At 36.1% G+C, this 25,988-nt stretch carries 23 protein-coding genes, 1 tRNA gene and 1 riboswitch; of the genes, 10 read left to right on the top strand and 14 right to left on the bottom strand.

The genetic code is table 11. The features are described 5' to 3' along the window. Positions 1–129: 129 nt before the first annotated feature. The 3 genes from ACTTG8_RS04470 to ACTTG8_RS04460 are packed head-to-tail and all read right to left on the bottom strand — an operon-like array spanning position 130 to position 3,639. Complete coding sequence (locus tag ACTTG8_RS04470) at positions 130–1,770, bottom strand: extracellular solute-binding protein (RefSeq protein ID WP_442560923.1); 1,641 nt, start codon at positions 1,768–1,770, stop codon at positions 130–132. A 58-nt stretch (positions 1,771–1,828) separates the two neighbouring features. Beyond that, positions 1,829–2,704: a carbohydrate ABC transporter permease gene (locus ACTTG8_RS04465; protein ID WP_442552146.1), complete on the bottom strand. Its 876-nt coding sequence runs from the start codon at positions 2,702–2,704 to the stop codon at positions 1,829–1,831. After that, positions 2,704–3,639, bottom strand: a complete 936-nt coding sequence (locus ACTTG8_RS04460; RefSeq protein WP_442560922.1) for an ABC transporter permease — start codon at positions 3,637–3,639, stop codon at positions 2,704–2,706. Before ACTTG8_RS04460 ends, ACTTG8_RS04465 begins: the two co-directional genes overlap by 1 nt. A 242-nt stretch (positions 3,640–3,881) precedes the next feature. On the opposite strand from ACTTG8_RS04460, the gene ACTTG8_RS04455 reads away from it, so the two are divergent. From ACTTG8_RS04455 to ACTTG8_RS04435, 5 genes are read left to right on the top strand one after another with little or no spacing between them, the layout of a single operon-like run. Beyond that, the gene (locus tag ACTTG8_RS04455) at positions 3,882–5,702 is read left to right on the top strand and encodes a histidine kinase (protein ID WP_442560921.1); all 1,821 of its coding nucleotides are present in this window, start codon (positions 3,882–3,884) and stop codon (positions 5,700–5,702) included. Then, entirely contained in the window at positions 5,680–7,086 is a 1,407-nt protein-coding gene (locus ACTTG8_RS04450) for a response regulator transcription factor (protein WP_442560920.1), read from the top strand. The genes ACTTG8_RS04455 and ACTTG8_RS04450 overlap by 23 nt, the downstream gene beginning before the upstream one ends. 47 nt (positions 7,087–7,133) lie before the next feature. Beyond that, on the top strand, positions 7,134–8,456 hold the full coding sequence (locus tag ACTTG8_RS04445) for an ATP-binding protein (RefSeq protein WP_442560919.1): 1,323 nt from the start codon (positions 7,134–7,136) through the stop codon (positions 8,454–8,456). A gap of 51 nt (positions 8,457–8,507) precedes the next feature. Then, positions 8,508–8,777 carry a hypothetical protein gene (locus tag ACTTG8_RS04440; protein WP_442560918.1) on the top strand — a complete coding sequence of 90 codons (270 nt, stop codon included), beginning with the start codon at positions 8,508–8,510 and terminating at the stop codon, positions 8,775–8,777. Next, complete coding sequence (locus ACTTG8_RS04435; protein ID WP_442560917.1) at positions 8,758–9,177, top strand: hypothetical protein; 420 nt, start codon at positions 8,758–8,760, stop codon at positions 9,175–9,177. Before ACTTG8_RS04440 ends, ACTTG8_RS04435 begins: the two co-directional genes overlap by 20 nt. 80 nt (positions 9,178–9,257) lie before the next feature. On the opposite strand, the gene ACTTG8_RS04430 is transcribed toward ACTTG8_RS04435, so the two are convergent. From ACTTG8_RS04430 to ACTTG8_RS04420, 3 genes are read right to left on the bottom strand one after another with little or no spacing between them, the layout of a single operon-like run. Beyond that, positions 9,258–10,442 carry an MFS transporter gene (locus ACTTG8_RS04430; protein WP_442560916.1) on the bottom strand — a complete coding sequence of 395 codons (1,185 nt, stop codon included), beginning with the start codon at positions 10,440–10,442 and terminating at the stop codon, positions 9,258–9,260. After that, a complete protein-coding gene (murD, locus tag ACTTG8_RS04425) occupies positions 10,439–11,806 on the bottom strand; it encodes a UDP-N-acetylmuramoyl-L-alanine--D-glutamate ligase (protein WP_442560915.1) in 1,368 nt (455 codons plus the stop codon). The genes ACTTG8_RS04430 and murD overlap by 4 nt, the downstream gene beginning before the upstream one ends. A 21-nt stretch (positions 11,807–11,827) precedes the next feature. Then, entirely contained in the window at positions 11,828–12,109 is a 282-nt protein-coding gene (locus ACTTG8_RS04420) for a cupin domain-containing protein (protein WP_442560914.1), read from the bottom strand. A 408-nt stretch (positions 12,110–12,517) separates the two neighbouring features. Between ACTTG8_RS04420 and ACTTG8_RS04415 the strand changes: the two genes are divergently transcribed. Then, a complete protein-coding gene (locus ACTTG8_RS04415) occupies positions 12,518–13,267 on the top strand; it encodes an ECF transporter S component (protein ID WP_442560913.1) in 750 nt (249 codons plus the stop codon). A gap of 44 nt (positions 13,268–13,311) precedes the next feature. On the opposite strand, the gene coaBC is transcribed toward ACTTG8_RS04415, so the two are convergent. Next, positions 13,312–14,514: a bifunctional phosphopantothenoylcysteine decarboxylase/phosphopantothenate--cysteine ligase CoaBC gene (coaBC, locus tag ACTTG8_RS04410; RefSeq protein ID WP_442560912.1), complete on the bottom strand. Its 1,203-nt coding sequence runs from the start codon at positions 14,512–14,514 to the stop codon at positions 13,312–13,314. A gap of 69 nt (positions 14,515–14,583) precedes the next feature. Next, complete coding sequence (locus tag ACTTG8_RS04405) at positions 14,584–15,882, bottom strand: M18 family aminopeptidase (protein WP_442560911.1); 1,299 nt, start codon at positions 15,880–15,882, stop codon at positions 14,584–14,586. 192 nt (positions 15,883–16,074) lie between these two features. On the opposite strand from ACTTG8_RS04405, the gene ACTTG8_RS04400 reads away from it, so the two are divergent. Beyond that, positions 16,075–17,403 (top strand): extracellular solute-binding protein, encoded by a 1,329-nt coding sequence (locus ACTTG8_RS04400; RefSeq protein ID WP_442560910.1) that lies wholly within the window; start codon positions 16,075–16,077, stop codon positions 17,401–17,403. A gap of 55 nt (positions 17,404–17,458) precedes the next feature. On the opposite strand, the gene arcC is transcribed toward ACTTG8_RS04400, so the two are convergent. The 5 genes from arcC to tadA form a co-directional block, all read right to left on the bottom strand. After that, on the bottom strand, positions 17,459–18,400 hold the full coding sequence (gene arcC / locus ACTTG8_RS04395) for a carbamate kinase (RefSeq protein ID WP_442560909.1): 942 nt from the start codon (positions 18,398–18,400) through the stop codon (positions 17,459–17,461). Between the two features lie 26 nt (positions 18,401–18,426). Then, positions 18,427–19,065 (bottom strand): folate family ECF transporter S component, encoded by a 639-nt coding sequence (locus ACTTG8_RS04390; protein WP_442560908.1) that lies wholly within the window; start codon positions 19,063–19,065, stop codon positions 18,427–18,429. A gap of 65 nt (positions 19,066–19,130) precedes the next feature. Beyond that, positions 19,131–19,230: riboswitch (THF riboswitch) on the bottom strand. Positions 19,231–19,299: 69 nt separating this feature from the next. Continuing rightward, positions 19,300–19,656 (bottom strand): arsenate reductase family protein, encoded by a 357-nt coding sequence (locus ACTTG8_RS04385; RefSeq protein ID WP_442560907.1) that lies wholly within the window; start codon positions 19,654–19,656, stop codon positions 19,300–19,302. Positions 19,657–19,782: 126 nt separating this feature from the next. Then, positions 19,783–19,855: transfer RNA gene (locus ACTTG8_RS04380), tRNA-Lys, on the bottom strand. Positions 19,856–19,976: 121 nt separating this feature from the next. Further along, positions 19,977–20,441: a tRNA adenosine(34) deaminase TadA gene (gene tadA / locus ACTTG8_RS04375; RefSeq protein ID WP_442560906.1), complete on the bottom strand. Its 465-nt coding sequence runs from the start codon at positions 20,439–20,441 to the stop codon at positions 19,977–19,979. A 153-nt stretch (positions 20,442–20,594) separates the two neighbouring features. Between tadA and ACTTG8_RS04370 the strand changes: the two genes are divergently transcribed. From ACTTG8_RS04370 to ACTTG8_RS04360, 3 genes are all read left to right on the top strand, one after another. Continuing rightward, on the top strand, positions 20,595–21,473 hold the full coding sequence (locus ACTTG8_RS04370) for a DegV family protein (protein ID WP_442560905.1): 879 nt from the start codon (positions 20,595–20,597) through the stop codon (positions 21,471–21,473). A 147-nt stretch (positions 21,474–21,620) separates the two neighbouring features. Next, entirely contained in the window at positions 21,621–23,297 is a 1,677-nt protein-coding gene (locus ACTTG8_RS04365) for a M3 family oligoendopeptidase (protein WP_442560904.1), read from the top strand. A 123-nt stretch (positions 23,298–23,420) separates the two neighbouring features. Further along, positions 23,421–24,827, top strand: coding sequence for a sodium-dependent transporter (locus ACTTG8_RS04360; RefSeq protein WP_442560903.1), 1,407 nt, complete (start codon positions 23,421–23,423; stop codon positions 24,825–24,827). A 114-nt stretch (positions 24,828–24,941) separates the two neighbouring features. On the opposite strand, the gene ACTTG8_RS04355 is transcribed toward ACTTG8_RS04360, so the two are convergent. Continuing rightward, positions 24,942–25,967, bottom strand: coding sequence for a virulence RhuM family protein (locus tag ACTTG8_RS04355; protein WP_442560902.1), 1,026 nt, complete (start codon positions 25,965–25,967; stop codon positions 24,942–24,944). Between the last annotated feature and the right edge of the window lie 21 nt (positions 25,968–25,988).

Genomic DNA, 25,988 nt, shown 5'->3' with positions numbered 1-25,988 from the left:
CAACCTGTCGGGATGTTTTTAATGTTATTAAATGATACAGGATTGCTTCGGCTTCACCTCCCACAATCCTTGCAAAAATACCCCACCATCTCATCATAGAAATGGCAGGATAGATTTATTATCTAAAATTTATTTGGTAATTCCCTTCTCTGCAGCCACCTGATTTACCTCTTCAATCATAGCTGAAAGTCCGTTGTTCTCATAGTTTTCATACAATTTGTCAACCATTTCACTAACAGGCTGTGTATCCATCATAATCTGCATAAAATCATCATTGACATTAAGCACAAACTCACTCTTAAGCGGTGTGGATAAGAAGAGTACGTTGTCATAATATTTTGGAAGTGTTCCGTTATTTACAGCATCCATATGTCTGTCTTCACTGAGCTGCCTATATTCCATAGGAATACCTGATGGATAACTCATATCCCATGAAGATGGTCTCCACATACCAAGACTGTTTATAGTAGTATTAGGATTTGTAAATTTGTACTTAGTTGCAATATTAACTCCTTCTCTAGCCACAACCTTTCCATCTTTTACATCATAATCCTCACCTTCTATACCACAGAACATCAGTCTCCTGCCTTCTTCTGAGTAAAGATAATCATAAAGTCTGCATATAGCTGCCATCTTCTCATCATCTACCTTAGATGAGAAATAACTCTCACTCCAAGCTTCTGTATCTACAAAGTAATGTTTCTTACCGTCACGTCCCGGATAAAGCTTAGCAATCTTAACATCATCTATGAACTTGCGATCAGGATAAAGTTGTTCATAATCTTTTACCATATTGTTGTAAAGTCCTGTAGGTCCTGCCCAGGCAAATGCTACTGCTGCACTTTCACCTTTTAAGAACTTCTCTTTACTTGTCTCAAGCTTAGCAAGTGCTATATCCTTTTCTACAACTCCTTCTGTATAGTACTTTCTTGCAAGCTCTAAGGCTGATACAAGGCCTTCCTTATCTGCCAAATAACTTGGCATAAATTTTCCTTCTTTATTTACTACCCATTTTTTCTCAAGTATACCGCCGTAAGGAAGGATGAAGCCCGCCAAAATACTTGGATTCACCTGAGTCATACCCGATATATTCTTTTTCTCAGGATCTGCCGCTATTATCTTTTTAATCATATCAGCAAACTCTTCATAGGTCTCAGGCTCTTTGGTAACTCCTGCCTTCTTTGCAAGATCCCATCTGTAAGCTATGTTTCTGTCAAGTACACTGTAAGAAATATCCTTGTAAGTACTTCTTGGTATCATATAGTACTTTCCATCTCTCATTGCTGCCTGAGCCCTTTCCATCTTAAGGTACTCTGTAAGGTTTGGATAAGCTGATAAATCATCAGGCAAGGCTCTGATTGTACCCTGCTCAATCCAGTTTCCAAAGAAGGCTTTTCCTACAAAATCACCTACAAAGATATCAGGAAGCTGTCCGTTGGTTGCCCAAAGCTGAACTTTCTGTTCAGCATCATCCCAGGTTATGTTCTGTGGAACAAGATGTACTCCTGTCTTCTCCTCAAGAGTCTTTAATATAGGATCATTAGGATCTGAAAGTCCATCATCAACTCCCCAAATAGCCACCGTTACATCTACAGGCTTTGCACTGTCAGTATCTGTACTGCCCTTTGAGCTACTTGTAGTACTCGCTACTGCTTTACCTGACTTTTCTGCCGGCTTATCATTGTTTCCACCATTACCGCAACCGGTAAGCATTGATGCTGCCATTGTCATTCCTAAGAAAGCTGCCAACAATCTTTTGTGTTTTCTCATCTCTTTTCTTCTCCTTTTCTTTACTAATTCCCTTTATAGAAACACTGCTTTCAGTGTACTATTCCTTAATTGAGCCAATCATAATACCGGATACAAAATACTTTTGCAAAAACGGATACAGGCAAAGTATAGGTAACATTGTAACAACTATAGCCGCCATCTGAACAGATTGTATAAAAATCTTCTCCTGTGTAAGCATCGACTGTGCCTGCGTTGCAAGCTGAGTATTGAAATTTACCAGTACTTCTCTTAAATAAATCTGTAAAGGCTTTATATTCTTATTGCTTATATAAAGGAAGGCAGACCACCATCCATTCCATCTTTCAACCGCATAAAAGAGGGCAAAAGTTGCCATAAACGGTTTTGATATGGGTAAATATATTCTAAGAAGTATAGTTAGTGCATTGGCACCGTCTATACTTGCCGCCTCCGAAAGCCCTATAGGCAGACTTGCAAAATAATTCTTCATTATAATTACATAATAAGTATTTAACATAGTCGGCAGTATCATTGAGAATACATTATCTACCAGCTTAAAATCACTTATTACAAGATAGGTAGGTATCATCCCTCCCGAAAAGAACATTGTAAAAAGAATAAGGCTTAACAAAAACTTTCTTCCAATAAGTCCTCTTCTTGAAAGTACATAGGCTGCAATAATGGAAAAAACCATATTAAGTGTTCCACCCACTACAGTAACAAAGATAGTTACCAAAAGGGATTTGAAGAAAAATATATCATTCATTATTGCCTTATATCCCTCTAAGTCGAACACATATGGCAAAATATACGGTGAATGTTCCACGCTGGCTTTTGTGTTTGAAAATGATACGATGAATACATTGTAAAACGGATAAATTGTTATAAGAGCTAATATTCCAAACAATACATAAAGTATGATATCGAAAAGCTTAACTGTTTTTCTCTCCTTCATTAGAATAAGCCCTCCTCTCCCATTTTGGTAACCGCCTTATTGGCAGTAAGGAGAAGTACCACTCCTATAACCGATTTAAGAAGACCTACAGCTGTAGTATATCCAAAGTTTGCACCGGTTATAAAGGATTTTCTGTATACATAAGTATCAAGAATATCACCTACAGGATATACAGGTGCCGAATAAAGGTTAAATACCTGATCAAAAGAAGCACCACTCATTATTCCTCCTATCTGAAGGATGAGCATTGTACTTACTATACCTCGGATACCCGGCCATGTGATATGGAGTATTTTCTCAAATCTGTTTGCACCATCTATTTCTGCCGCCTCATAAAGTTGCGGATCTATGCTGGTAAGTGCAGCCATATAAATAATTGCATCCCAGCCAAATTCCTTCCAGATATTGGATATCCAGATAAACGGTCTGAAATAAGCCACTGATGTCAGAGGTGCTACCTCACCCCACCCAAGTGCTCCAAGAGTCTGGTTAACTATACCGTTTGATGCAAATATATTGATTAGAATACCTGAAAGTACCACCCAGCTTATAAAATGCGGGAATGTAAATATAGTCTGAAATAACTTTTTTACCTTCGGAAGCTTAATTTCATTTAATAAAACCGCTACTATGATAGGTACCGGAAAATGAAATAAAAGTTTACCAAGACTGAAAATAATTGTATTTTTGAATGCCACTCCAAATTCTCTGTTGGCAAACATTGCCTTAAAATGCTTAAATCCTACTACGGGACTTCCCCATATACCCTTATCAAATCTAAAATCCTTGAATGCAAGTGTAATACCGCCCATTGGCAGATAGCAAAACAATAAGTACCAGACCAATACCGGTATAATCATTGCATAAAGCAGCCAGTCATTTCTTAACTTTTTCTTTATCTCTGAACTGCTGTATTTTACCCTTCCCTTCTTCATTTCTCTTCCTCACTTTTTCCTGTTTTCTTTTTGTAGTCTAAGTATATACTCTATTAATAAATAAAAAAATGTTATTTTAATATCAATTTTTTGTTTAATTTTATCTAAATCATTGTTTTTTACATTTTTAATGTTAAAATATGTAATATTGTTATGTTTAACTAATAATATTACATATTTTTTATATAAATGATGCTGTATCATTATACTATAAGTATATAATTTGAAAGGTTATTAAAATCATGCCTCAACATAAATCAAAATCCGTATTAAAGCAGTTTCACTTCGTCATTATTTGCTTTATTGCACTTGGAATAGGTCTTTTTGCTCTAAGCTACAGTGTAATAGACAGGCTGATAACCGCAAATGCTTCGGCTTATGCAAAAAGTACTGCTGAAAAGTTTGAAAACGAAGTGAATTTTCTTATAAAAAGAGCTGATACAATATTCACCACACTGCTTTTTGATAACAACATAGAAAGCCTGATGCTTTCGCCATTTTCCGGTAAAACCCCTGATTATATACGGACTTTACAGGTTCAATTCTCCTCTTACTCTGTAATGAACAAGGATATAACCGATATTGCCCTTGTTTCAGACAAGTTTGCATGGTCAAATTATTATGATAAAGCCTCACTCAGAAAGTTTTCAAAGGAGATGGACGGAATTTACAACTCTCACTGCTTTGGTCTGAAACCCTCTTCTATTTTTAGTATTACCTTACATGAAAAAGGAGCCTGCAAACTGCTTTTCGGACATAATATTTACAGCATGAAGACCGGCATAAACTACGGAAAACGTCTGGGTTCTGCCTTTCTCTCATTAGATTTGAATAAATCAAATCTTGTACCGCCTAAAGACAATAAAGTTTTTACTTATTTTATATTGCTTGATGATAAAGGTAACAGTTTTCCTTTCAATGGAAGTTCAGAGATTAACAGTAAGATACTTCGGGAAATTAGGACTGCAGAAAATGATACAAACTCAGAACTCAAATTGTTTAACACAAATGATTATCTCATATACACGTCTCGAATTCCAGGTACGGGACTTACTGTAATTACAGCTCTCGGCAAACATTCACTTACCAATGAAGTACGCGAAACTGCCTTTATAATAATTGCAGTTTCTCTTGTTTCATTTGCTATAATAACCCTGCTTATGAGAAGTATTTTACGTAATATATTAAGCCCTCTTAAGACTCTTTCTACACATATAGAAAGCTTAAAAGAAATAAGCCCGGTTTCCGGGAAAATCCCTGTAAAACTTGAAGGTTGCACAGAAATAAAACTGCTGTCAGACTCCTTCAATGATATGATGCAAAGACAAAATGAGCTAAGCCTTGAACTACAGGAAGCCACAGTCAGCCTTTATGAATCGAAACTAGGTAAAAAACAAGCCGAATTAAATTTCCTAAGAAGTCAGATAAACCCTCATTTTCTATACAACTCACTTGAGTCAATAGCTGCTCTCTCATTGGAAAAATCAGTACCTGAGATTGCAGAGGCTATAGCTGCTCTCGGCAAGCTTTTCAGGTACAATATAAAGGGTGAAAGCATAGTTGATTTGGAAAAGGAACTTGAAATGATACGCTCTTATCTTACTATCTGCAAAATACGATTCCCCGAAAAACTGAATGTAATTTACAGCATAAGAGAAAATACTCTCACTGTGCCTATAATGAAATTCATCTTGCAGCCTTTTGTAGAAAATGTGCTAAAACACAGCGTAGAAGCGGGAACAAAAACTATTACCCTTTATATCGGGGCAAGGCTTGATAAGAACTATCTCATCATAAGCATATATGATGATGGTAAGGGCATATTGCCTGAAACCCTTGATAAATTGAAAAAAATTGTATCTGCGCCGCTTTCATTTAATGAAGAGGAATGGCAGGGGCATATAGGACTATACAATGTAGCCAAACGGTTGTTTTTATACTATGGAAATGATTGTAATATAGAACTTAACAGTGAACCTGAGAATGGAACTAAGGTTGTTATAAATATTCCCGTACAAAACGAGAAAGTTGAGGAAATTAATGTTAAAAGTAGTATTAGTTGATGATGAAATCTCGGTATTGAACCATTTGCAGGCAGCTATTCCCTGGAAAGAACTTTCTATGGATGTAGTATGTATAGCAAACTGTGGGAGTGATGCCTTAACATTTTGTAAAAATAATAAAGCAGATATACTTATCACAGATATTCGCATGCCCGAGATGGACGGGCTGACACTAGCCAAAGAAATAAGAAACTCACAACCTGAAACACAGATTATTATTCTCTCAGGCTATTCTGACTTTAGCTACGCAAAGCAGGCTATAGACCTGCAGGTATCAGGATATTCTCTAAAGCCCATAGACGTAACTGACTTAACCGATACTCTAAGAAAGGCTGCCAATAAAATCCTAAAGGCAAATAAGTCAAATGGCGATTATCTGCTTGATGCCATTGAAGAAAACGATGTTGAATCAATCAAATCAATACTTGCAGAACTTTCCTTAAATACAGACAGGCTTTATCTGACAGCCTCTATGAATGTACATAATATAGGTGACAAATTGGGGGCTGATTTTACTCACAAACTTGGAAAGCACAACTATCTCTACATTTCAAATACTCCCTTTTCATATCTTGAAGCCGAAAAAATAATAGCATTTACCAAGGACATGGGAGGAATAGGAATATACAGGGAAGCTGTGAAAACAGAAGATTTAAGACTGATACTTGATGAAGTTATGTCTATGGCTTTTCAGTTTTTTGTAAATGGTACACCAACTCTTTGTACCGGCACACCTAACCCACTGCTCACCGAAGAAATGTTTGGAAAATTAGAGGAATCAGGTAAGGCACCGGATAGCTTAAAAGACTTTCTTACAGAACTTTCAGCCGCAAACTGTTCCCTGCTTTTTGATATGAAGTCAGCTTTCAGATTCTACAATAAACTTGCTTCCTGTAAATATATACAAGCACCTTATAGTCCTGACGAAATTATCATTTATGGCTATACCCAGCTTCTTGTAAACTTTAAGACATTTTCAGAAATGCTTATTAAAACTGCTGAAACCATACAGTTTAGTTCTGTTCCTGAACTTAAAGCAAATGAAGGTTCCGGCAACAGCTTTTTATCAATTCTGAAATATATTGAGAAAAATTATCAGGAGGATATTTCTCTTAAAATTATTTCAGAAGAATTTCATTTAAATGCTAACTACATAAGCCAACTTATTAAAAGTGAAACAGGGCTAACTTATACTCAATATCTGACTGAACTTAGAATTGGGAAAGCAAAGGATTTACTGAAATCAAACTCTATGAGTCTTGCTGAAATAAGTGAAGCTGTAGGATTTAATGACTATTTTTATTTTATAAAGAAATTTAAGAAAGCTGTCGGAGTTACTCCAGGGAAGTATAGGGATCGAGAAAAATGTGTTAATTTTTATTGAAAAATACGGAAAAATGTGTTAATTTATTATAATAAACACAGAAAAATGTGTTAATTTTAAAAGGCGGTGGTTTGCATATGAAGCGGAATGCCATACAAGAGTTGATAGCTTGGAAAAATAGCGAAGAACGAAAACCCATGGTTCTAAAAGGTGCAAGACAGGTTGGTAAAACATGGATAATGAAAGAGTTTGGCAAAACTTATTATAACAGTTATGTGTATTTTAACTTTGATGAAGATGATGAACTTAAGTCTATTTTTGAAATAAATAAAAATCCACACCGAATAATTGAGTTATTATCCATGATTTCCGGTACAAAAATAACAACCGGAAACACTTTAATAATTTTTGATGAAATTCAGGAATGCCCTGAAGCCCTTAATACACTTAAATATTTTAAAGAAAAAGCTAACGAATATCATGTAATTGCTGCCGGAAGCCTGCTTGGAACACTGCTTGCAAAACCAAAGTCTTACCCTGTGGGAATGGTTAATCTTCTCAATATTTATCCACTTACCTTTGATGAATTTCTTGAGGCGGTCAGTCCTAATCTATATGAATATTATAAGACTGTTAAAAAGGGACAGCATATTGAAGATATTTTTCATAACAGTCTGTCAGATATATACAATAATTATCTTATAATAGGCGGAATGCCCGAATGTGCGGTTTCTTGGTTAAAATATAAAGATCCTGCCAAGATAGCAGGTATTCAACAGGAATTAATCGAGCTTTATGAACATGACTTTTCCAAACATAACGGCAAGGTTAACAGCGGTCGTATACTTATGGTTTTCCGCAGTATTGTCTCACAGCTTGCAAAGGCTAATGAAAAATTTATGTATGGAGCAGTTCGTGACAGCGGTAGGGCAAGAGATTTTGAAGAGGCTATAGAATGGCTGGTTTCTGCCGGTATGCTTAATAAAGTTAATAATGTTTCTAAAATGGAACATCCTCTTTCTGCCTTTGACAAGTTGAATCAATTTAAGCTTTTTGTATTTGATACCGGACTTTTAAAACAAATGGCAGGAATAGATAATAGTGCAATTCTTTTAAAAACAGATTATCAATTCAAGGGAGCTTTAACTGAAAATTATGTATTACAGCAACTTCACGGACAATTCGATGTAGAACCAAGATATTTTTCAGATAAAGCCGGAGAGATAGACTTTGTGATGCAATATGGTACTGATATTATTCCTATTGAAGTAAAGGCAGGCGAAGATAAGTCTGCTCCGTCTTTTAAAAGATATGTTGCAGATAATAAGCCAAAATATGCTTTAAGGTTTTCCAAGAGAGGATATAGGAAAGATGGTGGGATAATTAATGTTCCGTTATATTTAGCTAGTAAGATTAGGGAGATATTGTAGTCCCATCATTTTAATGCTACAATTACCCTATACTTTCCTAAAGGAGGCAATATGAAAAAGAGAAGTTTACCTATATTAGCCCTATCCATACTTTTAATAACAGCCGCATTGTACACAATCTCTGCACTTGCAGCCACACCAGTGCTCAATAAATCATCTGTAAACCTGCATATAGAGCAGGGATACAGCCTTAAAATCAGAGGGATTGATAAGAAATTAACACTTAAATGGTTGACAGGGAATAAGAACATCGTTTCTGTATCAGACAAAGGCTCGGTTAAAGGGCTTGCAAAAGGAAACTTTGGCAAAAATAAACCTTAAATCCACAGGAAAAAATGCCGTTATAAATGCTATACATTTAGAAAAAACTTCTACACTGGATTTTACCTCTGACAGTAATGAAGCACTTTGTAATATCTTTGTACTTGCAAAGTCAGATATCAAAATAAGTGGAAAAAATAAAAATAAAGACGTGATAGCAATTAAGGAAACTGCGGAAGAAACTACTATAACTGCCGATAAAAATATCGACCTTTACACAGATGCAAGGACTACTCTTGTAGTAAACAGTGGAGCTAAAGACTTCAGGATAACCACATTAAACTATAAAACGCCTATAACTGTCACAAATAATACTGACAGTGCTCTCACTGTTACTACTCCATCTGTAGAAAAAAAGGTGGAGGCAGGTGAAACTCATACTGTGACGGGTAAGAATTAAAGTTTTTCAATATCCCCCACAAGCTCATTCACCTCTTATCAAAGCTGTAATTACTATCGAATGAATAAGCAGCTTCATAACTATGCCGCTTCTGCCTTGTTTTTCGTTGTGGATAAAAAGATTAGTACAGTGCCTACAACCGTAATCACAGAGCCTGCTATCATCATTCCGTTGGTCCCATACCTATCTATAAGGACTCCACCAAGCATCGAAGCAAACACTATACCCAGTGTATTTGCCATGGTCATATATGCCTGTCCCTTAACCCTGTCGCTTTCTTCAACTGCCTGATTTGCATAATAAACTGTCGCAACCACAAAAACAGCAAATCCAAACATTTGACATACTTGAACTACATATAAAGACATCATATCCGGAGCTATAAGAGTGAGTATTATCTTAAGCATGATGCCGACACTTCCAACCCTTACCCACACACTGCTGTCACGCCTTGCAAGCAAGTACGCAAAGCCAAACATCACCGGTATTTCAAACATAGCAGCCAAAGAAAGGCAGACTCCCATATTTACACTGCCTCCCCCCTTTAATACCACTATCTGATATAAAAAGGTGTTTATAAGATTATGCCCTACATAGGCACAGATTGCTCCAATCAAAAACAGAGCCACCTTAGGATATTTAATAAGAAATGCCTTACTTTCTACCTTATGCTCAACTTCTACAGGCATAATCCTCACTGCCTTTCTAAAAGGAAAGAGCAGGGTGCCAATAACTAAAATAGACACAGAAAGTATAGTAGCTAAAGGCACAACTCTTAAATCATCTCCCTTGGCAAAGAGTCCCATAACACTTACGAAAATAGCATAAAACAAAGATGCAGTGCCCCTTGACGCCCCATAATTAATCTTCTTACCTTGATTCATCATTTCCATTGCAAGAGAATTGGCAAGTGGAACCATGAGTTGCAACAGGGCTATGAGTGCTCCAAAAATAACACCGATAACAATTACAAAATTATTGTTTAATAAAAGTAAGATTACTGCCAAAACAAGCTGAACTAACGCTATAGCAGTTAAGATACTCTTTACTGATTTGCTCTTTTCCCTATCTGCATAGCCGGATACTATTGCCTGTAAGATTGCAGAAATTATACAGCCCATTGCCGAAATCAGTCCAACTTCGGTATTAGAAAAGCCTTTTGCCAGCAAAAATACCGATGTATACCCCATAAGAGGGGCATACATCGTCCAAAGTCCTATTTGTACTGATACATAATTAAGTGTCAGATTCTTCTTTTCTTTCATCTTTCTTTTACCAGCTTTTTAAAAACTTCGCCTCTTTCTTCAAAATTTTTGAAAATACCATAACTAGCTGCTGCCGGACTCATTATACAAGATTTACCCTTTTCTGTAACAGCCTTAGCAAGTTTTACAGCCTCGCTAAGATTATCAACAAGATGTAGTCTTTCAGAATTATTTAGTTCCATGTAACCCATCTTTATTTCTTCTCTTATTCTCGCTCCCGTTGTTTCCATAAGGATAATATTCGGCACAGACGAGGTTTCAAGATACTTAATTAAAGGCTCGTAGTCTATTCCCCTGTCCATTCCTCCTATAATTATAGTATCAGTGTCTTTTATAGTATTTATAGCCTCTATCGCCGTTGCAGGAATTGTAGAAATCGAATCATCATAATACTTAACTCCGTCAATATTTCCTACAAATTCAAGGCGATGTGGCAGAGTTTTATAGTCTGTTAAAGCTTTAACAAAGCCTTCTTCCGACACTCCCAAATCACTGCACACTGCAAATGCCACTGCTATATCAAAAAAATTATGAAAGCCTTTTAGAGCTATACTATCTTCATCTATCCCTAGGGTATGATTGTTGTACGAAATGAAATTTTTTTCTACAAAAGTAGTAATGTGCTCATCCATTTCAAGTGCCTTATCATCACGATTAAAATCATAGATTACCGTAACAGTAGATGCTGTCTCACCCTCTCTTGGAATAACTCCACTTCCACAGTAAAGCCTGTTGCCTCTCTTTTGATTCTTATAAATATTTTCCTTAGCAGCCCTGTATTTTTCAAAACTTCCATAGTGGTCGAGATGTTCCGGAAAAACATTCAGATACACTCCAATATACGGCGAATATTTGCCATATTCAAGCTGATGGCAAGAAAGTTCAAAGACTATCTTAGTATCTTCCTTTATCTCATCTATAAGGCCAAAGGCAGGAATCCCAATATTGCCAAGTAAGAGGGCATCAAATCCATTTTCTTTTAATTCATGATAAATAAGGGTTGTAGTCGTACTTTTTCCCTTAGTACCCGTAATACCAATAGTTTGATTTCCATACACCTTAAGAAAATACTCTGTCTGCGAAGTTATAACTGCTTTGTATTCATCAAACGGCTTAGGCAGAACCACTCCGGGACTTTTTAATACAATATCAAACTCATCTATGCAGCTAAGATAAGAATCCCCTGTAACACTGCGTATTCCCTGTACATCAACTTCGTTCCTGTCAGCGACAGCAACTTCCTTAGCCGAACCGGCTCTAAGCACCGTTTCAAGGTTCAGTCTTCCTTCTCTGCCAAATCCCAGTATAAGCACCTTTTTATCTGCAATTTCTTTTTTTAATAATTCAATCAATTTATTTTCCATGATTCTGCCTTCTCTGCCATCTTATTTAATCTTAACAGCCATTACCTGACTGTCTTTAACAGCTATCATCTTATGCTCTACACTGCTTGGAACTTCTGCCAGTTCAAAACTTTTTAAAACAATATCTTCCTCCGTCTTAAGCAAAATTTCACCCTCTATCACAAAGATTAAAATCTCCGATTCATTTTTATACTCAGGAACTTCATTTCCTGCCTTCAAAGAAAGATGCACCACCTCATACTTTTCCTTACTTGTTACAATCCTACCAAGTAAAGTATTAGGATCTAAAAAATGCTTTTCCATAGTTATTTTTCTCCTGTTTTTGTTAACCAATTTTCATTTCTTCCTAAACCTGTATTGCCACAATATATATCCACCTTAAAAACTGCCATAGCTTTAACAGATTATATATATCCGACAAAACATTATGGCAGTTTTATCTTTTTAAAGGACACCTGTTTCTTTTCATCTCCACAGATGTCCTTTAATAAATAATTTTATAGTAAATAACATCTTCTTGTACCATGTTATCACTAAAAACAGTATTTTTCAATGTTTAAACTAAAGCAGCAATATAATAATACTAGACATTATCCATATCTTGATATATAATATTACCGGTCTATCTGCCTGCATCATTACGAGTAGGACAAGACCAAATTGTAACTATAAATCGACTGGTATCAAAAAGAACCGGATCGGAGGAAAATCATGAACAACACTTATTCGAACAACACAAAAAATATTGCTTTAATCGGAGTATTAGGCGGACTTACCATCTTTTTAGGTCTTACTCCTATGGGTTTTATTCCAATAGGCCCTACCGCTGCTACTATTATGCACATTCCCGTAATTATCGGGGCAATTATGGGTGGTCCTGTTGTAGGTGGATTTGTCGGACTGATATTCGGACTTTCAAGCCTTTTTAATGCAATTATGAAACCCACAATAGTATCTTTTGCTTTTTTAAATCCACTGGTTTCCGTACTCCCTAGAATTATCATCGGGCTTGGAACTGCTTATATTTATTCTTTTGTTAAAGCAATAAGCAAGAAACAAACCAAACTCTTAATTGCCGTCATTTGGGTCGGAATTTCTCTGTACTTGGGCTATGGTATCTTTTCAGCCATACAACAAGCTAAAACTACCTCAATCATAATAAATACAGTCCTTTTATCAATAGTATTGCTTACTATGTTTTTCAGTCTGAAAAAACTAAAAGAAGCCTCTATTGACATAGTTATTTCTGCTGTTGCCGGAACATTGATTAATACTTTATTAGTACTAAGTTTAATTTATTTTCTTTATGGAGAACAGTTTGTATCAGCACTTGGCAAAGATGTTTCAACAGTAGGACGGACAATTCTTACTATCGGTATAATCAACGGTATTCCTGAAGTAATCATAGCTGTCATACTGGTTACAGCAATCGTCAATACCTTAAGAAAAAAATATAAATAATGCTTTTATAAACAAATTAAACAGAGCAGCTGCCAATTAAAACATTAAAAGGCAACTGCTTTTTTTATCTTATCCAAAATTAACTTAGCCAGTTCAATTTTTGTCATTTCCTCAATATTTTCTATATTTTTATGTTTATCAATAATCGTCACTACATTGGTATCTGATTGAAAACCCGCATTTTCAGCCTTTATATTATTCACAATAATCATATCCAAATTTTTAGCAGTCAGCTTTGTCATCGCATTAGCTAATTCATTTTCTGATTCTGCGGCAAAGCCTACCATAAACTGATGTCTCTTTTTTGCAGCTACTGACTTTAAAATATCCGGATTTCTTTCAAATTCAATTTTAAACTCACCACCTATTTCCTTTTTAATTTTTTGTGAATGATAAACTTTGGGGCGATAATCTGCCGGTGCTGCCGCCTTTATTACAATATCAGCATTCACAAAATTCTCCAAAACCGCCTGATACATATCAAGAGAAGATACCACCGAAATAAATTTACTTACTTTTGGTTTCTTAATAGCAGTAGGACCGGAAATTAAGGTCACATTTGCTCCTCTTTTTTCAGCCTCTTCTGCCAACGCATACCCCATTTTTCCACTAGAATAATTAGTTAAATAACGAACCGGATCAATAGCTTCTATTGTTGGTCCCGCAGTCACTAATACATTCTTCCCCAATAAATCCTTTTTTCTAAGCCTGTTGTCAATTTCCTCTACAATCTCGGTAGGCTCTAACATCTTGCCGTTTCCCACATCATTACAAGCAAGTAAATCAGACTGAGTTGCTAAAATTGCAATTCCTCTCTCTTTCAATGTATTCATATTTGCTTCGGTTGCCGGATTATTTAACATAAAGGTATTCATTGCCGGTACTATCATAACAGGAGAACGGGCGGCTAAAAAAGTGGCAGACAAGAGATTATCACTGATTCCATTGGCAAATTTAGCAATCGAATTGGCACTGGCGGGTGCAATCACAAAAATATCTGCCCATTTTGCCAGACTTATATGGCTAATTTCAGCATTCTGTGGATATTCTTCAAACATATCTGTATAAACTAAATTACGTGACATTGTCTGAAAAGTCAGTTTACTTACAAATTGTTTTGCAGTTTCTGTCATAATCACTTTAACATTTGCCCCCTGTTTACACAGTAAACTACAAATTTCAGGAGCTTTATATGCCGCAATACCGCCTGTAACACCTAGTAAAATTTTTTTATTTTTTAACTCCATTCCCTTCTCCTCTTCAACCCTATATTTTACACACCCGTCCGGATAGTCCCATTCTTAAATAAAATATTCTTAATCTAACTTAGTGCTTATATCTGTCTCAAAAAACTGTTTCAGTGCTGTTTTAAGATAGTATGTATCCTTTACTCCTCCACTCTCATAAGGAGAATGCATAGCCCATTGAGCCATACCTATATCAACTGCATTTAGCGATACCTGAGTGTTTGAAATATTGCCGAGGGTAGAACCTCCTGCAACATCTGAACGGTTGGTAAAGGTCTGTACCGGAACTTTCGCCTCAGCACAAATATCCTTAAATACTGCTCCTGAAACTGCATCCGTAGTATATTTCTGATTTGCATTATACTTAATAACAACCCCCTTATTTACCATAGGTCTGTTACAAGGGTCAGCCTTTTCTGTATAATTAGGATGTATGGAATGGGCATTATCAGCAGATACCATAAAACTCCTTGCAACCGCCTGAAGATAGTCCTCCTCATCTCCTCCTAAGGCCTTATTTACACGAATTAATATATCTTTTAAAAATGTAGATGCCGCTCCCTGTTTCGTTCCGGATCCTACTTCTTCGTTATCAAAAACGCAGTGTACCGCAATGCTATTTTTATTTTTTGCCTCAATTATGCTCTCTGCACCGGCAAATACGCATTGAAGATCATCCAACCTGCCTGCTGCTATAAACTCATTATTCGCTCCCCAAATAGTTCCTTTCACTCTATTAGTTAAGAAAAGATCTGTATCTAAAATCGCCTCCTTATCCACTCCAAGCTCTTTCGCTACTATGTCAAGCAGGCTTATTTTAGAAGAAAGTTCGGCAAATACAGGCTGTGTATCTTTCTGAGCATTATACTTATATCCGTCATTAACCTCACGATTCATATGTATTGCAAGGCTCGGCATCATAATTATATCCCTGTCTATATGAAGTAATTTTTCCTCTATCTTCTCCCCATTCTTTATTATAACTCTGCCGGCTATACCAAGAGGTCTGTCAAACCAAGGTGCTATAATCATTCCACCATATTTTTCTACATTTAATTTAACAAAATTATTTTCTACCGTAATCTCAGCATTTGCCTTAATCTTAAATGTAGGCGAGTCGCTATGTGCCGATGTAATATTAAATCCCTTAAAATCCCCCCTCGGTACTCTAAATGCTATAATAGAAGAATTATTTCTAGTTACAAAATAATTTTCACCCTTATTTATTTCAAATTTTTCTCTCTCAAAAAGCCTTTTAAATCCTACCTTTTCATACATCTTCCCCAAGCTATCTATTACATGAAAAGGACTTGGATTAGCATCCAAAAATTTAATAAGCCTTTTGGAACTTTCTAAATATTTATCCATATTAATTTCCTTTCAAAAGTTATTCTATCATCATCTTACCAAAACTCTTTTTGTCATTCAAGACTTGTTAATATTTTAACTATCTATGAAAATTTGATGTATTCTCTTGAAAATATTTAAAGAATTGATATACTTATAAGCAGGATTGGGCAACTTGAAATTTACTTCATTAATAAAATGTGGGGTGTTTATATGAAACTCAAAAAACTGTTTATTGCCTTTCTTATTTCTTGTATCTCTTTGAATATTACTGCGTGTACAGATAGTATTGTAAGACCGGCAATAGATGATACCGAAATAAGTCTGTGGACTTACCCTATAGGCGATTGGGGAAATAAAGATACAGTTGCTGAACTGATTAATGATTTTACAGAAATTCATCCTGAAATCTCAGTTAAAGTAAACTTTTTAGATTATAAATACGGAGATACAGAAATAGCTGCCGCTCTCAAGACCGATCAATCTCCTGATATAGTAATGGAAGGTCCTGAACGGCTTGTAACCAACTGGGGTAAACGAGGGCTTATGGTTGATCTTACAGATTTGTACACCGATGAATCTAAGGACATTTACGAAAATGTAGCACTTGCCTGCCGTTCAAACGATGGAAAGTATTATGAATATCCACTATGCATGGCCACCCACTGTATGGCCATAAATAAAAAAATCTTCCAAAAAGCAAATGCCTTAAAATACATAAACACTGTCAATCATACTTGGACTACAGAAGACTTTTTTAAAGCTGTAGATGCTATTTATCAGTCCGGACATACCGATGTCCTAAATATATATTGTGACGGTCAAAGCGGAGACCAGGGCAGCAGAGCACTGATAAACAACCTATATGACGGCTCATTTACTGATAAGTTCCACCAGTCATATACTATAGATTCTACAAAAAATGTAGCTGCATTAAGTGCCCTTATTTCCAGAAAAGGAATTTCCATCAATCCTAAGTTAAATAGTAGTGATGAAATCAAAAAATTTCGTACCGGAAAACTTGCTATGTCTATATGCTGGAATTCTTCAGCACAAAATGACAATTCTATGAGTGCTCCGGGTAGAACTACCGAACTTGATGAAATTATACCTATGAAATTTCCTTCTCCCACTGGATCATCTAAACTAGTAAGTGGAATTTGGGGATTCGGAATTTTTAATAGTGGCAACGAAAATAAAATAAAAGCAGCCAAGCTCTTCATAGACTACATGGCAAACAATCCAAAAGGAGTAAGGAAGGCTGTAAAAGCCTCACATTTTTTCCCTGTACATAAAGAATTAACCGATGTTTATTCTGATTCTAAATTTAATAATACCATGACTTTATTTTCAGAACATTTTATGCTTTCTATGGGAGATTATTATCAAGCAACCCCCGGTTGGACTGAGGTTCGCTCTCTTTGGTGGAAAACTTTACAATCAATTGCAAAGGGTAATGACATAAGAAAGGCTCTTACGGAATGTAATTCTAAGGCCAACAAAATAGTTGAATCTATATCCGGCAGTTTGCCAAATAACTAACTACAATACAAAATGGACGGTGTATCTCTTAATACACCGTCCATTTTACCACTACTTACTCAATACTAATTATCGTTCCTGCCCTACCCTTTATTCCAAGTAAAACTTTGTCTAAAGAAGTTATTATAGCTTTCTTTTCTAAGCCCGTAGTTACAAACTCTACTGCTGCCTCTATCTTAGCAAGATCAAGCCCCTTTTCAAAATTTCCCTCTTCCATATACTCTCTTGCCTCTTTTACAGTTATATGAGAAAGCGACATTTCCTCAGGAGTACCTTTATGCACAACCAGATTATCTTTATTTGTAACAAAAATAATTTCATCTGCTCCAAGCATCTGCCCTAACCTTGCAGCCGTAAAATCTTTTTCTATAATAGCACTTGCTCCCTTTAAGGCTGTCCCCTGCTGCATAACAGGAATACCTCCGCCACCGCATGCAATTACAACCTGATCTGCCTCGGCGAGCGTTCTGATTGCATCTATTTCATATATATCAATAGGACGAGGTGATGGAATAACTCTTCTAAATCCTTTTTCTTCTTTAACAACAAAATTCCCCTTATTTACCTCAGCATCAGCCTCATCCTGATTCATATATCTTCCAATCACCTTACTAGGATTGGTAAATGCCTTATCAAAAGGGTCAACTCTTACCTGCGTTATGATAGTACATACCGTCTTATAGATACCCCTATTAAGTAGTGCCTCCCTTATACCATTCTGTAAATCATAACCTATGTAGCCTTGACTTAATGCTCCACATACTGACATGGGTGCAACCGAAAATTCCGGCTCAAGCCTAGAGTATTCCGTCATCGCAGTATGGAGCATACCTATCTGTTCTCCATTACTATGAGTTACTACAACTCTGTACCCTGCCATAACTATATCTGCTATTTTTTCAGCAGCTGCCTTAACATTTTCTTTTTGCTTAGGTATGGTCTTTCCAAAAGCATTTCTTCCAAGGGCTACAACAACTAATTTTTTCTCGTTTTCCATAATCCCCTCCACATAAAACTCTTGCACTATAAGCTCTTCTTAAGGCGTGGTAAAACATTTGCAAGTGCAGTAAGCACAACAAAAAGCAGTATACTGTCTAAAGGTATCATTATTATATTTTTTATAAATCTTGCCGGTAAGAGAGCCATAAATCCCTCTCCTCTTTCAAATGCCATAAGATAAGTTCCCATTCCTGCATTAATAAATATCTTAACTATACTTTGAGCAAAAACTATTCTCATAAGGCTTACAGGTTTTTTATACAATATAGCACCAAATATCATCCCTGCAAGTACCGCCTGCGCTGTATAACCAATACTGAACGAACCGGTAGGTTTCATTATAAATTTGATTACATCCATAACTCCACCATATATTCCACCTACAGCAGGTCCAAATAAAAAATCAACTATTCGATTCGGTATCCATGCATAAGTAACAGTAAATGGCCCAAACGGAATGGTAGCAAACATCTTAAGTATGATGCCTAATGCTCCCATAAGCCCACATAAAATTACCGTCTGCAAGTTCCCAAACTCCTTAAGTGACCTACTAAAATTACTTGGTAAGCCGGCTGTTTCCCTTACAAAGTTCACAGGAAACCTTACAATCCCCTGTAGCTCTGCCAAAAACACATTCATTTTTACTGTTTCTTTTTCGTTCATCCTTTTAACCTCCTTTGCAGTTTATCCTTACTACAAAAGAGCATAGCTAGGGCTCACTCTTATGTAACAGCGGGATGCGGAAACTCCATCGCAAGCCTTACGCTCTTCGTTCCATTGACAACTCCCCGTCCAATAGACACTTTACGCTGAATTTCCTACTCTGCTTTCAAATTTTATTTATACCGGACTTTATTCGGTACATAAATTAGAGTATAAAATAGAAACTATTCTCTGTCAAGCAAGTAAAATCTTTCTCCACTCTTCTTCCTTAAAACCTATCAAAACCTTATTTTCAGTAACCATAAGAGGTCTTTTTACAAGCATACCATCAGATGCCAAAAGTTCTATCTGTTCTTCCTCAGACATAGAAGACAGCTTATCTTTCAATGCCATTGATTTGTACAGCTGTCCACTTGTATTAAACAACTTTTTAAGCGGCTCATTACTCATTTCATAAAACTTCTTAATTTCCACCTCGTTAGGGTGTTCTTCTTTAATCGCCCTCTTGTTAAACTCTATTCCATTTTCTACAAGCCATTTTTCCGCCTTTTTACAGGTACCGCACCTATCATAACATATAAATGTATTCATATTTTCTCCTTCATATTGTCTTATAAAGCACACTTATTCTTCATAAGGAAGATGATTAAAATTTCTCCTTAAATGAAAAAAAAGCCCCTACCCGACAGACTATTCTGCCAAACAAGGACCTCTGAGTGCGTCTTCAGGGGCTCGAACCCTGGACACCCTGATTAAGAGTCAGGTGCTCTACCAGCTGAGCTAAAGACGCATGTTCTTTTGTTGAACGCAAGAAACATTATATACTAATTTAGCCAAAAATGCAAGAATTTTTTTAATAAAATCTTTCACTATTTTTCTTATAAAATTTCGTATTTTATTGTGCATTTTAATTAAAGTATCTTTTTCGCCCTTAGTTCTTTAAAAAAATCACTCATCATCTTTGAACATTCTTCTTCAAGCACCCCTCTTGTCACCTCTGCCTTGTGATTAAAACGCTCTTCTTCAAGCAGATTAAAAATAGATCCTGCACAGCCCGCCTTTTTATTCATAGCACCTATGACTACCCTCTTCACCCTTGACTGTACTATAGCACCTGCACACATCTGACAAGGCTCCAGTGTCACATAAAGTGTACATTCCTCCAATCTCCAATCTCCAAGCCTTTTACAAGCCTTCTTTATCGCCATCATCTCCGCATGAGCCAAAGAAGTATGGTCGGTATTTCTCCTGTTATAGCCCCTTGCAATAATTTTTTCACCAAGAACTATCACACAGCCTATTGGAACTTCATCCAGTTTTTTTGCTTTAACGGCCTGCTTTATAGCCTGTCGCATAAATTTTTCATCTTCTGTCATACTTCTTCCTTTCATTTTTAAGCTTAACCCAAAATCAAATATCATTATAAATTTACTTTTCTTAATTTTCTGTATTGACTATTAGCCTAATATCAGATAATCTTTAAAGTAATGTTTTTAATCTTACCATTATAGATAGGATAGGTGATTTTCATGAAAATTGCAATAATTACAGATAGTAATGCAGGAATTAATCAAGCTAAAGCTAAAGAACTTGGCATGTTTATACAGCCATCTCCATTTTTTATAAATGATGTGCTCCATTTTGAAGGTGTGGATATGACTCACGAAGACTTCTATGCCGCTCTTAAAGATGATAGTATAGATGTAAAGACTTCTATGCCTTCCCCCGGTGATATGACTGATATGTGGGACGAATTATTAAAAGACTATGAGCAGGTGGTATTCATACCTATTTCAAGTGGTCTTTCAGGTTCTTATTCAACTGCAGCCATGCTCGCAGAAGATTATGATGGAAGAGTTGAAATTGTTGATAATAGGAGAGTTTCCATTACACAATACCAGTCCGTACTGAATGCACTTGAACTTGTAAAGCTTGGCAAAAATGCCAAAGAAATTAAGGAGTATCTTGAAAAAACTGCTGATAGGTCATCTATCTACCTTTCACTTGATACACTGAAATATTTAAAAAAGGGTGGGCGTATTACTCCTGCTGCCGCAGCTATCGGAACTCTCCTTAACCTCAAGCCTGTACTCCAAATTCAAGGAGATAAGCTGGATGCTTATGCAAAGTGCAGGGGCAAGGCTCAGGCAAAGAAGACCATGATTGAGGCCGTAAAAAAAGATATGGATACTCGTTTTAAAGAAAGTGTAGCTAAACATAACTTTCATCTTGCACTTGCCTACGGTGGTAATATAGAAGAGGCTATAGCTTGGAAAGAAGAGTTAAAATCCATTTTCCCTGATTATGACCTTGAACTTCATCCTCTCTCCCTTGCAGTTGCCTGCCATATAGGAAGTGGTATTTTAGCAATTACCTGTACTGAAGGAATGGACAGTTCACTAATTTAATAAGCATACAGCCACTGTGATTATTTAACAGTGGCTGTATTATTTTATAATATTATTCACCATTTTTTCACTCATGCCTTGATTTTCTACTAAAAATAGCTTAACATTATAGCTTACAGATAGAAAAATATGAAAGGAAGTATTACAATGAAATTTGGTGAAATGCCCTATACAAGAGCAGATATTGAAAATGCTAAGACAGACTTCGCAAAACTTATGACAGACTTTGACAATGCAAAGTCCGGTGAAGAACAGTTTGAAGTACATAAAAGATACTATAAAATTGCAAATCATCTATACACGCAAATGACACTTGCTGAAATTCGCCACTCCATAGATGTTACTGATGAATTCTATAATAAGGAAAATGACTATTACGATGAAAACCGTCCTGTACTGCAGTCCTTATTTGTAGATTACGGAAAAAAACTATACAACTCAGAGTATCGAAACTTCTTAGAAAGTAAGATTGGAAAAGTGGCTTTTAAAAATCTTGAGCTTGCAATGAAGGCCGTAGACGAAAAAATAGTACCTCTTATGCAGGAGGAGAATGCTTTAAAGAGCCGTTATGACAAACTCCTTGCTACTGCTGAAATTGACTGGAATGGAGAAACACTCAATCTTTCACTCATGTCACCATACCTTAATAACTCTGACAGGAAAATTCGTGTAGAGGCTTGGAAGAAATATACAGAATTCTTTAGTAATAACAAAGAAGAACTTGACGATATATATGACCAGCTTGTTAAAAACAGAACTGCACAGGCAGAAAAACTCGGTTATGAGAACTTTATACAGCTTGGCTATTTTAGAATGAATCGCAACTGCTACGGCAGAGAAGATGTCAAAAACTTCAGAGAGCAGGTAAAGAGAGATTTTGTGCCATTTGCAGAAAAATTACATGATAGGCGTAGAATCAGGCTGGGACTTGACAAACTCCACTTTGAAGATGAGGGAGTTTACTTTAACAACGGTAACCCTGCACCAATCGGCACTCCTAATGACATACTTATGGCAGGCAGAAAGATGTATAATGAGCTTTCTCCTGAAACAGCTAAATTTATCAACTTTATGTGCGATAACGAACTGTTTGATGTATTAGGAAGAAAGACAAAGCAGACAGGAGGATATATGACCTATCTTCCTGATTATAAGTCACCTTTTATCTTTGCAAACTTCAACGGAACAGCTGATGATGCAGATGTAATGACACATGAGTGTGGACACGCTTTTCAGGGATTCTGCATGGTAGATTACCCTATAAATGAACATGCTGATATAACTATGGAAACTGCTGAAACCCACTCCATGTCAATGGAATTCTTTACAGAACCTTGGATGAACCTTTTCTTTGGTGATAGAAAACAGGATTATATAGATATGCACCTTGAATCTGCTGCCGCTTTCATTCCTTATGGAACTATGGTGGACGAATTTCAGGACATAGTATATTCAAACCCTGGACTTTCTCCAAAACAGAGAAACGAAATATGGAGAGAACTCGAAACCCAATATAAGCCTCATCTTGATTATTCAAGAAATGAATATTATAACAACGGAGGTTTTTGGCAGAAACAGCGTCATATCTATGACTCTCCTTTTTATTATATTGACTATGTTCTTGCTCAGACCAATGCTTTTCAGTATAAAGTTATGATGGATAAGGACTACAAGTCTGCCTGGGCAAGTTATCTCAAACTATGCAATCTCGGTGCAAAAGACTTTTTTACAAACCTCATAGCTCAAGTTGGGCTTAAAAGTCCATTTGAAGATGGAACTCTAAAAGACATGGTAGAGAAATTACAAACTGCACTTAAATTATAACACCTAGTTAGGCTATAGCCTTTTCACTTTAACAAGACGATTAATTACTTAAACCACTCATTTGGTAAAAACAATTTTGATTTGGAAAAGTTAAAATCAAATTTAGAGAGGATATTTATTAGTATGAAAAATGAAAATAATCAAGAAAATGGTCTTGATCCATTTGGACGGGACAACGAGAGAAGTACTTTCTCCGGCAAACTCGGTTATGTGCTTGCAGTAGCAGGCTCTGCTGTAGGCCTTGGAAACATTTGGCGTTTCCCTTATCTTGCAGCTAAATACGGCGGAGGAATCTTCTTACTTGTATACCTCATCCTTATGGTTACATTCGGATATGTACTTATCGTATCAGAAACAACACTTGGAAGAATGACCCGAAAAAGTCCTGTCGGAGCTTTTAGTTCTTTTGGAAAATCACTTCCCTTTAAGATAGGCGGCTGGGTAAATGCTATCATACCAATGCTTATAATCCCTTATTATAGCGTAATTGGTGGTTGGGTATTTAAGTATTTATTCGAGTATCTGCGTGGAAGTACAGATGCTCTTGCTAATGATAATTATTTCACAAACTTTATTACAGCAGGTTCAAGTGTAGAGGTTTGGTTTTTAATCTTCTCACTCGTAGTATTGCTCATAATAGTTGCAGGAGTGGAACATGGTATTGAAAAGGTGTCAAAGATGATGATGCCTGTCCTCGTTGTACTTGCCATCATAGTTTCTATCTACTCTGTAACAAGACCGGGAGCTTTTGAGGGTGTAAAATACTTCCTAATCCCTAATTTTAACAATTTCTCTTGGATGACGGTAGTTGCAGCTATGGGACAGATGTTTTACTCCCTCTCAATCGCAATGGGTATTCTTTATACCTATGGATCATACATGAAAAAAGATGTAGACATCGAGCAGTCCACATCTCAAATAGAGATTTTTGACACTGCCATAGCATTTCTTGCAGGACTTATGATAATACCGGCAGTATTCTCCTTCTTTGATGGAGATCCTGAAAAACTTCAGGCAGGTCCTTCACTTATGTTCATTACTCTCCCTAAGGTCTTTGCAAGTATGGGGATGGGTAGGATAATAGGTATCGTATTCTTCCTCCTCGTATTACTTGCAGCCCTTACAAGTGCAATCTCACTTGCCGAGTCCTGTGTATCTACAATACAGGATCAGCTTGGCTGGAAGAGAAATATCGCCAGTGTGGTTATAGGTATCATTATTGTGATGCTTGGCTCTCTCTCTGCTTTAGGCTTTGGTATGCTTGATTTTGTAAAGATACTCGGAATGTCTATATTAGACTTCTTTGACTTCCTTACAAACTCACTTATGATGCCGATAGCAGCACTGTCTACCTGTATACTTATAGTATATGTAATTGGAGTTGATAAGATAATAGAAGAGGTTGAACAGTCCTCCAAATTCAAGCGTAAGGGACTTTATAAGTTCTTTATCAAATATTTAGCTCCTGTATGTATACTTGTAATCCTTGCAAGTTCACTCGCAAGTGTATTCGGTATCATTAAATTCTAATTTTTATAAAATAAGAAGAAAGCCACTGTAAGTTTTGTTTACAGTGGCTTTCTGTTTTATTTACTTTCTTTTTTCTAATATTCAATACATTCAAAGACATTCAATCTTTTTATTTTACTCATCTTCTTTTCCAACTTTTTTAGCAGTTTGCTCTATATTTTTAATTTCTGCTAAGTAGTCTTTTTCAACAGGAGAAAGATTTTCAATACGGTACTTTTCATATTCTAAAAATGCCTTTTCCATTGCTTGTTTATGACTAATCTTCCCTGTATCTTTCAGTACATCTTCCCCTGTTGATTTAAGAATGTTATCTAAAGTTTCTGCATAATCACTCATGTACATGGGTTTATGCCTCATAGCCTGCATTTCTGCAATTTCAAAGTATCCTGATACAAGTCTATTCAATATCTTTAATTCATCTTCTGTAAGATAATTTTTCGCAATACTAATATCTTTCTTTATTGGAAAAGCTCCTGAAAAGGTTGTAAGCCCCATAAATTCTTTCGTACTATCTGCTCTTTTGTAGATTACTTCTGCCGCTGTTTGTCCATGAACTGCATAATGCAATTTATTTTGTACCATCTTGAAAAATGCTATGGATTCCTTGCTTTTAGGATTATAGTCTATACTTGTTGCATATAAATCTAAAACCTGTCTATACATGACTTTTTCCGATGAACGAATATCACGAATTCTCTCTAAAAGTTCTTTCCAGTATGCTCCACCTCCCAAACTTTTAAGTCTTTCATCATCCATTATAAAACCCTTAATAATATACTCTTTCAATCGCTCCGTAGCCCACCTTCTAAAATCCGTAGCAATCTTTGATTTAACTCTATAACCAAGAGAAATTATCATATCTAAGTTATAAAAAGGAATATTTCTTGAAACATTGCGATTACCTTCTTTACGAACCTGTCGGAAATCCCGACAAGTTGAATTTTTATCCAATTCACCCTCATCATATATATTTCCGATATGCTCTACAATATTTGTTCTTGATGTTTTAAAAAGTTCTGCCATCTGTTGTTGGGATAACCATACGGTATCATCAATAAAATTAACCTCTATTTTAGTATTTCCATCATCAGCAGTATATATTACTAAATCTCCATAAATTTTTTCTATTTCCTTACTCATCTTCAAACTCCTTTTTTCCAT

The organism is Catonella sp., assembly GCF_052173895.1.
Taxonomy (GTDB): Bacteria; Bacillota; Clostridia; order Lachnospirales; family Lachnospiraceae; genus Catonella.
This window is presented reverse-complemented; position numbering and strand designations above follow the sequence as displayed.

What these genes read in the sequence shown, in the direction of transcription:
- ACTTG8_RS04470 (WP_442560923.1), bottom strand. Translation starts at nt 1,770, where the DNA reads ATGAGAAAACACAAAAGATTGTTGGCAGCTTTCTTAGGAATGACAATG.
- ACTTG8_RS04465 (WP_442552146.1), bottom strand. Translation starts at nt 2,704, where the DNA reads ATGAAGGAGAGAAAAACAGTTAAGCTTTTCGATATCATACTTTATGTA.
- ACTTG8_RS04460 (WP_442560922.1), bottom strand. Translation starts at nt 3,639, where the DNA reads ATGAAGAAGGGAAGGGTAAAATACAGCAGTTCAGAGATAAAGAAAAAG.
- ACTTG8_RS04455 (WP_442560921.1), top strand. Translation starts at nt 3,882, where the DNA reads ATGCCTCAACATAAATCAAAATCCGTATTAAAGCAGTTTCACTTCGTC.
- ACTTG8_RS04450 (WP_442560920.1), top strand. Translation starts at nt 5,680, where the DNA reads ATGTTAAAAGTAGTATTAGTTGATGATGAAATCTCGGTATTGAACCAT.
- ACTTG8_RS04440 (WP_442560918.1), top strand. Translation starts at nt 8,508, where the DNA reads ATGAAAAAGAGAAGTTTACCTATATTAGCCCTATCCATACTTTTAATA.
- ACTTG8_RS04430 (WP_442560916.1), bottom strand. Translation starts at nt 10,442, where the DNA reads ATGAAAGAAAAGAAGAATCTGACACTTAATTATGTATCAGTACAAATA.
- murD (WP_442560915.1), bottom strand. Translation starts at nt 11,806, where the DNA reads ATGGAAAATAAATTGATTGAATTATTAAAAAAAGAAATTGCAGATAAA.
- ACTTG8_RS04420 (WP_442560914.1), bottom strand. Translation starts at nt 12,109, where the DNA reads ATGGAAAAGCATTTTTTAGATCCTAATACTTTACTTGGTAGGATTGTA.
- ACTTG8_RS04415 (WP_442560913.1), top strand. Translation starts at nt 12,518, where the DNA reads ATGAACAACACTTATTCGAACAACACAAAAAATATTGCTTTAATCGGA.
- coaBC (WP_442560912.1), bottom strand. Translation starts at nt 14,514, where the DNA reads ATGGAGTTAAAAAATAAAAAAATTTTACTAGGTGTTACAGGCGGTATT.
- ACTTG8_RS04405 (WP_442560911.1), bottom strand. Translation starts at nt 15,882, where the DNA reads ATGGATAAATATTTAGAAAGTTCCAAAAGGCTTATTAAATTTTTGGAT.
- ACTTG8_RS04400 (WP_442560910.1), top strand. Translation starts at nt 16,075, where the DNA reads ATGAAACTCAAAAAACTGTTTATTGCCTTTCTTATTTCTTGTATCTCT.
- arcC (WP_442560909.1), bottom strand. Translation starts at nt 18,400, where the DNA reads ATGGAAAACGAGAAAAAATTAGTTGTTGTAGCCCTTGGAAGAAATGCT.
- ACTTG8_RS04390 (WP_442560908.1), bottom strand. Translation starts at nt 19,065, where the DNA reads ATGAACGAAAAAGAAACAGTAAAAATGAATGTGTTTTTGGCAGAGCTA.
- ACTTG8_RS04385 (WP_442560907.1), bottom strand. Translation starts at nt 19,656, where the DNA reads ATGAATACATTTATATGTTATGATAGGTGCGGTACCTGTAAAAAGGCG.
- tadA (WP_442560906.1), bottom strand. Translation starts at nt 20,441, where the DNA reads ATGACAGAAGATGAAAAATTTATGCGACAGGCTATAAAGCAGGCCGTT.
- ACTTG8_RS04370 (WP_442560905.1), top strand. Translation starts at nt 20,595, where the DNA reads ATGAAAATTGCAATAATTACAGATAGTAATGCAGGAATTAATCAAGCT.
- ACTTG8_RS04365 (WP_442560904.1), top strand. Translation starts at nt 21,621, where the DNA reads ATGAAATTTGGTGAAATGCCCTATACAAGAGCAGATATTGAAAATGCT.
- ACTTG8_RS04360 (WP_442560903.1), top strand. Translation starts at nt 23,421, where the DNA reads ATGAAAAATGAAAATAATCAAGAAAATGGTCTTGATCCATTTGGACGG.
- ACTTG8_RS04355 (WP_442560902.1), bottom strand. Translation starts at nt 25,967, where the DNA reads ATGAGTAAGGAAATAGAAAAAATTTATGGAGATTTAGTAATATATACT.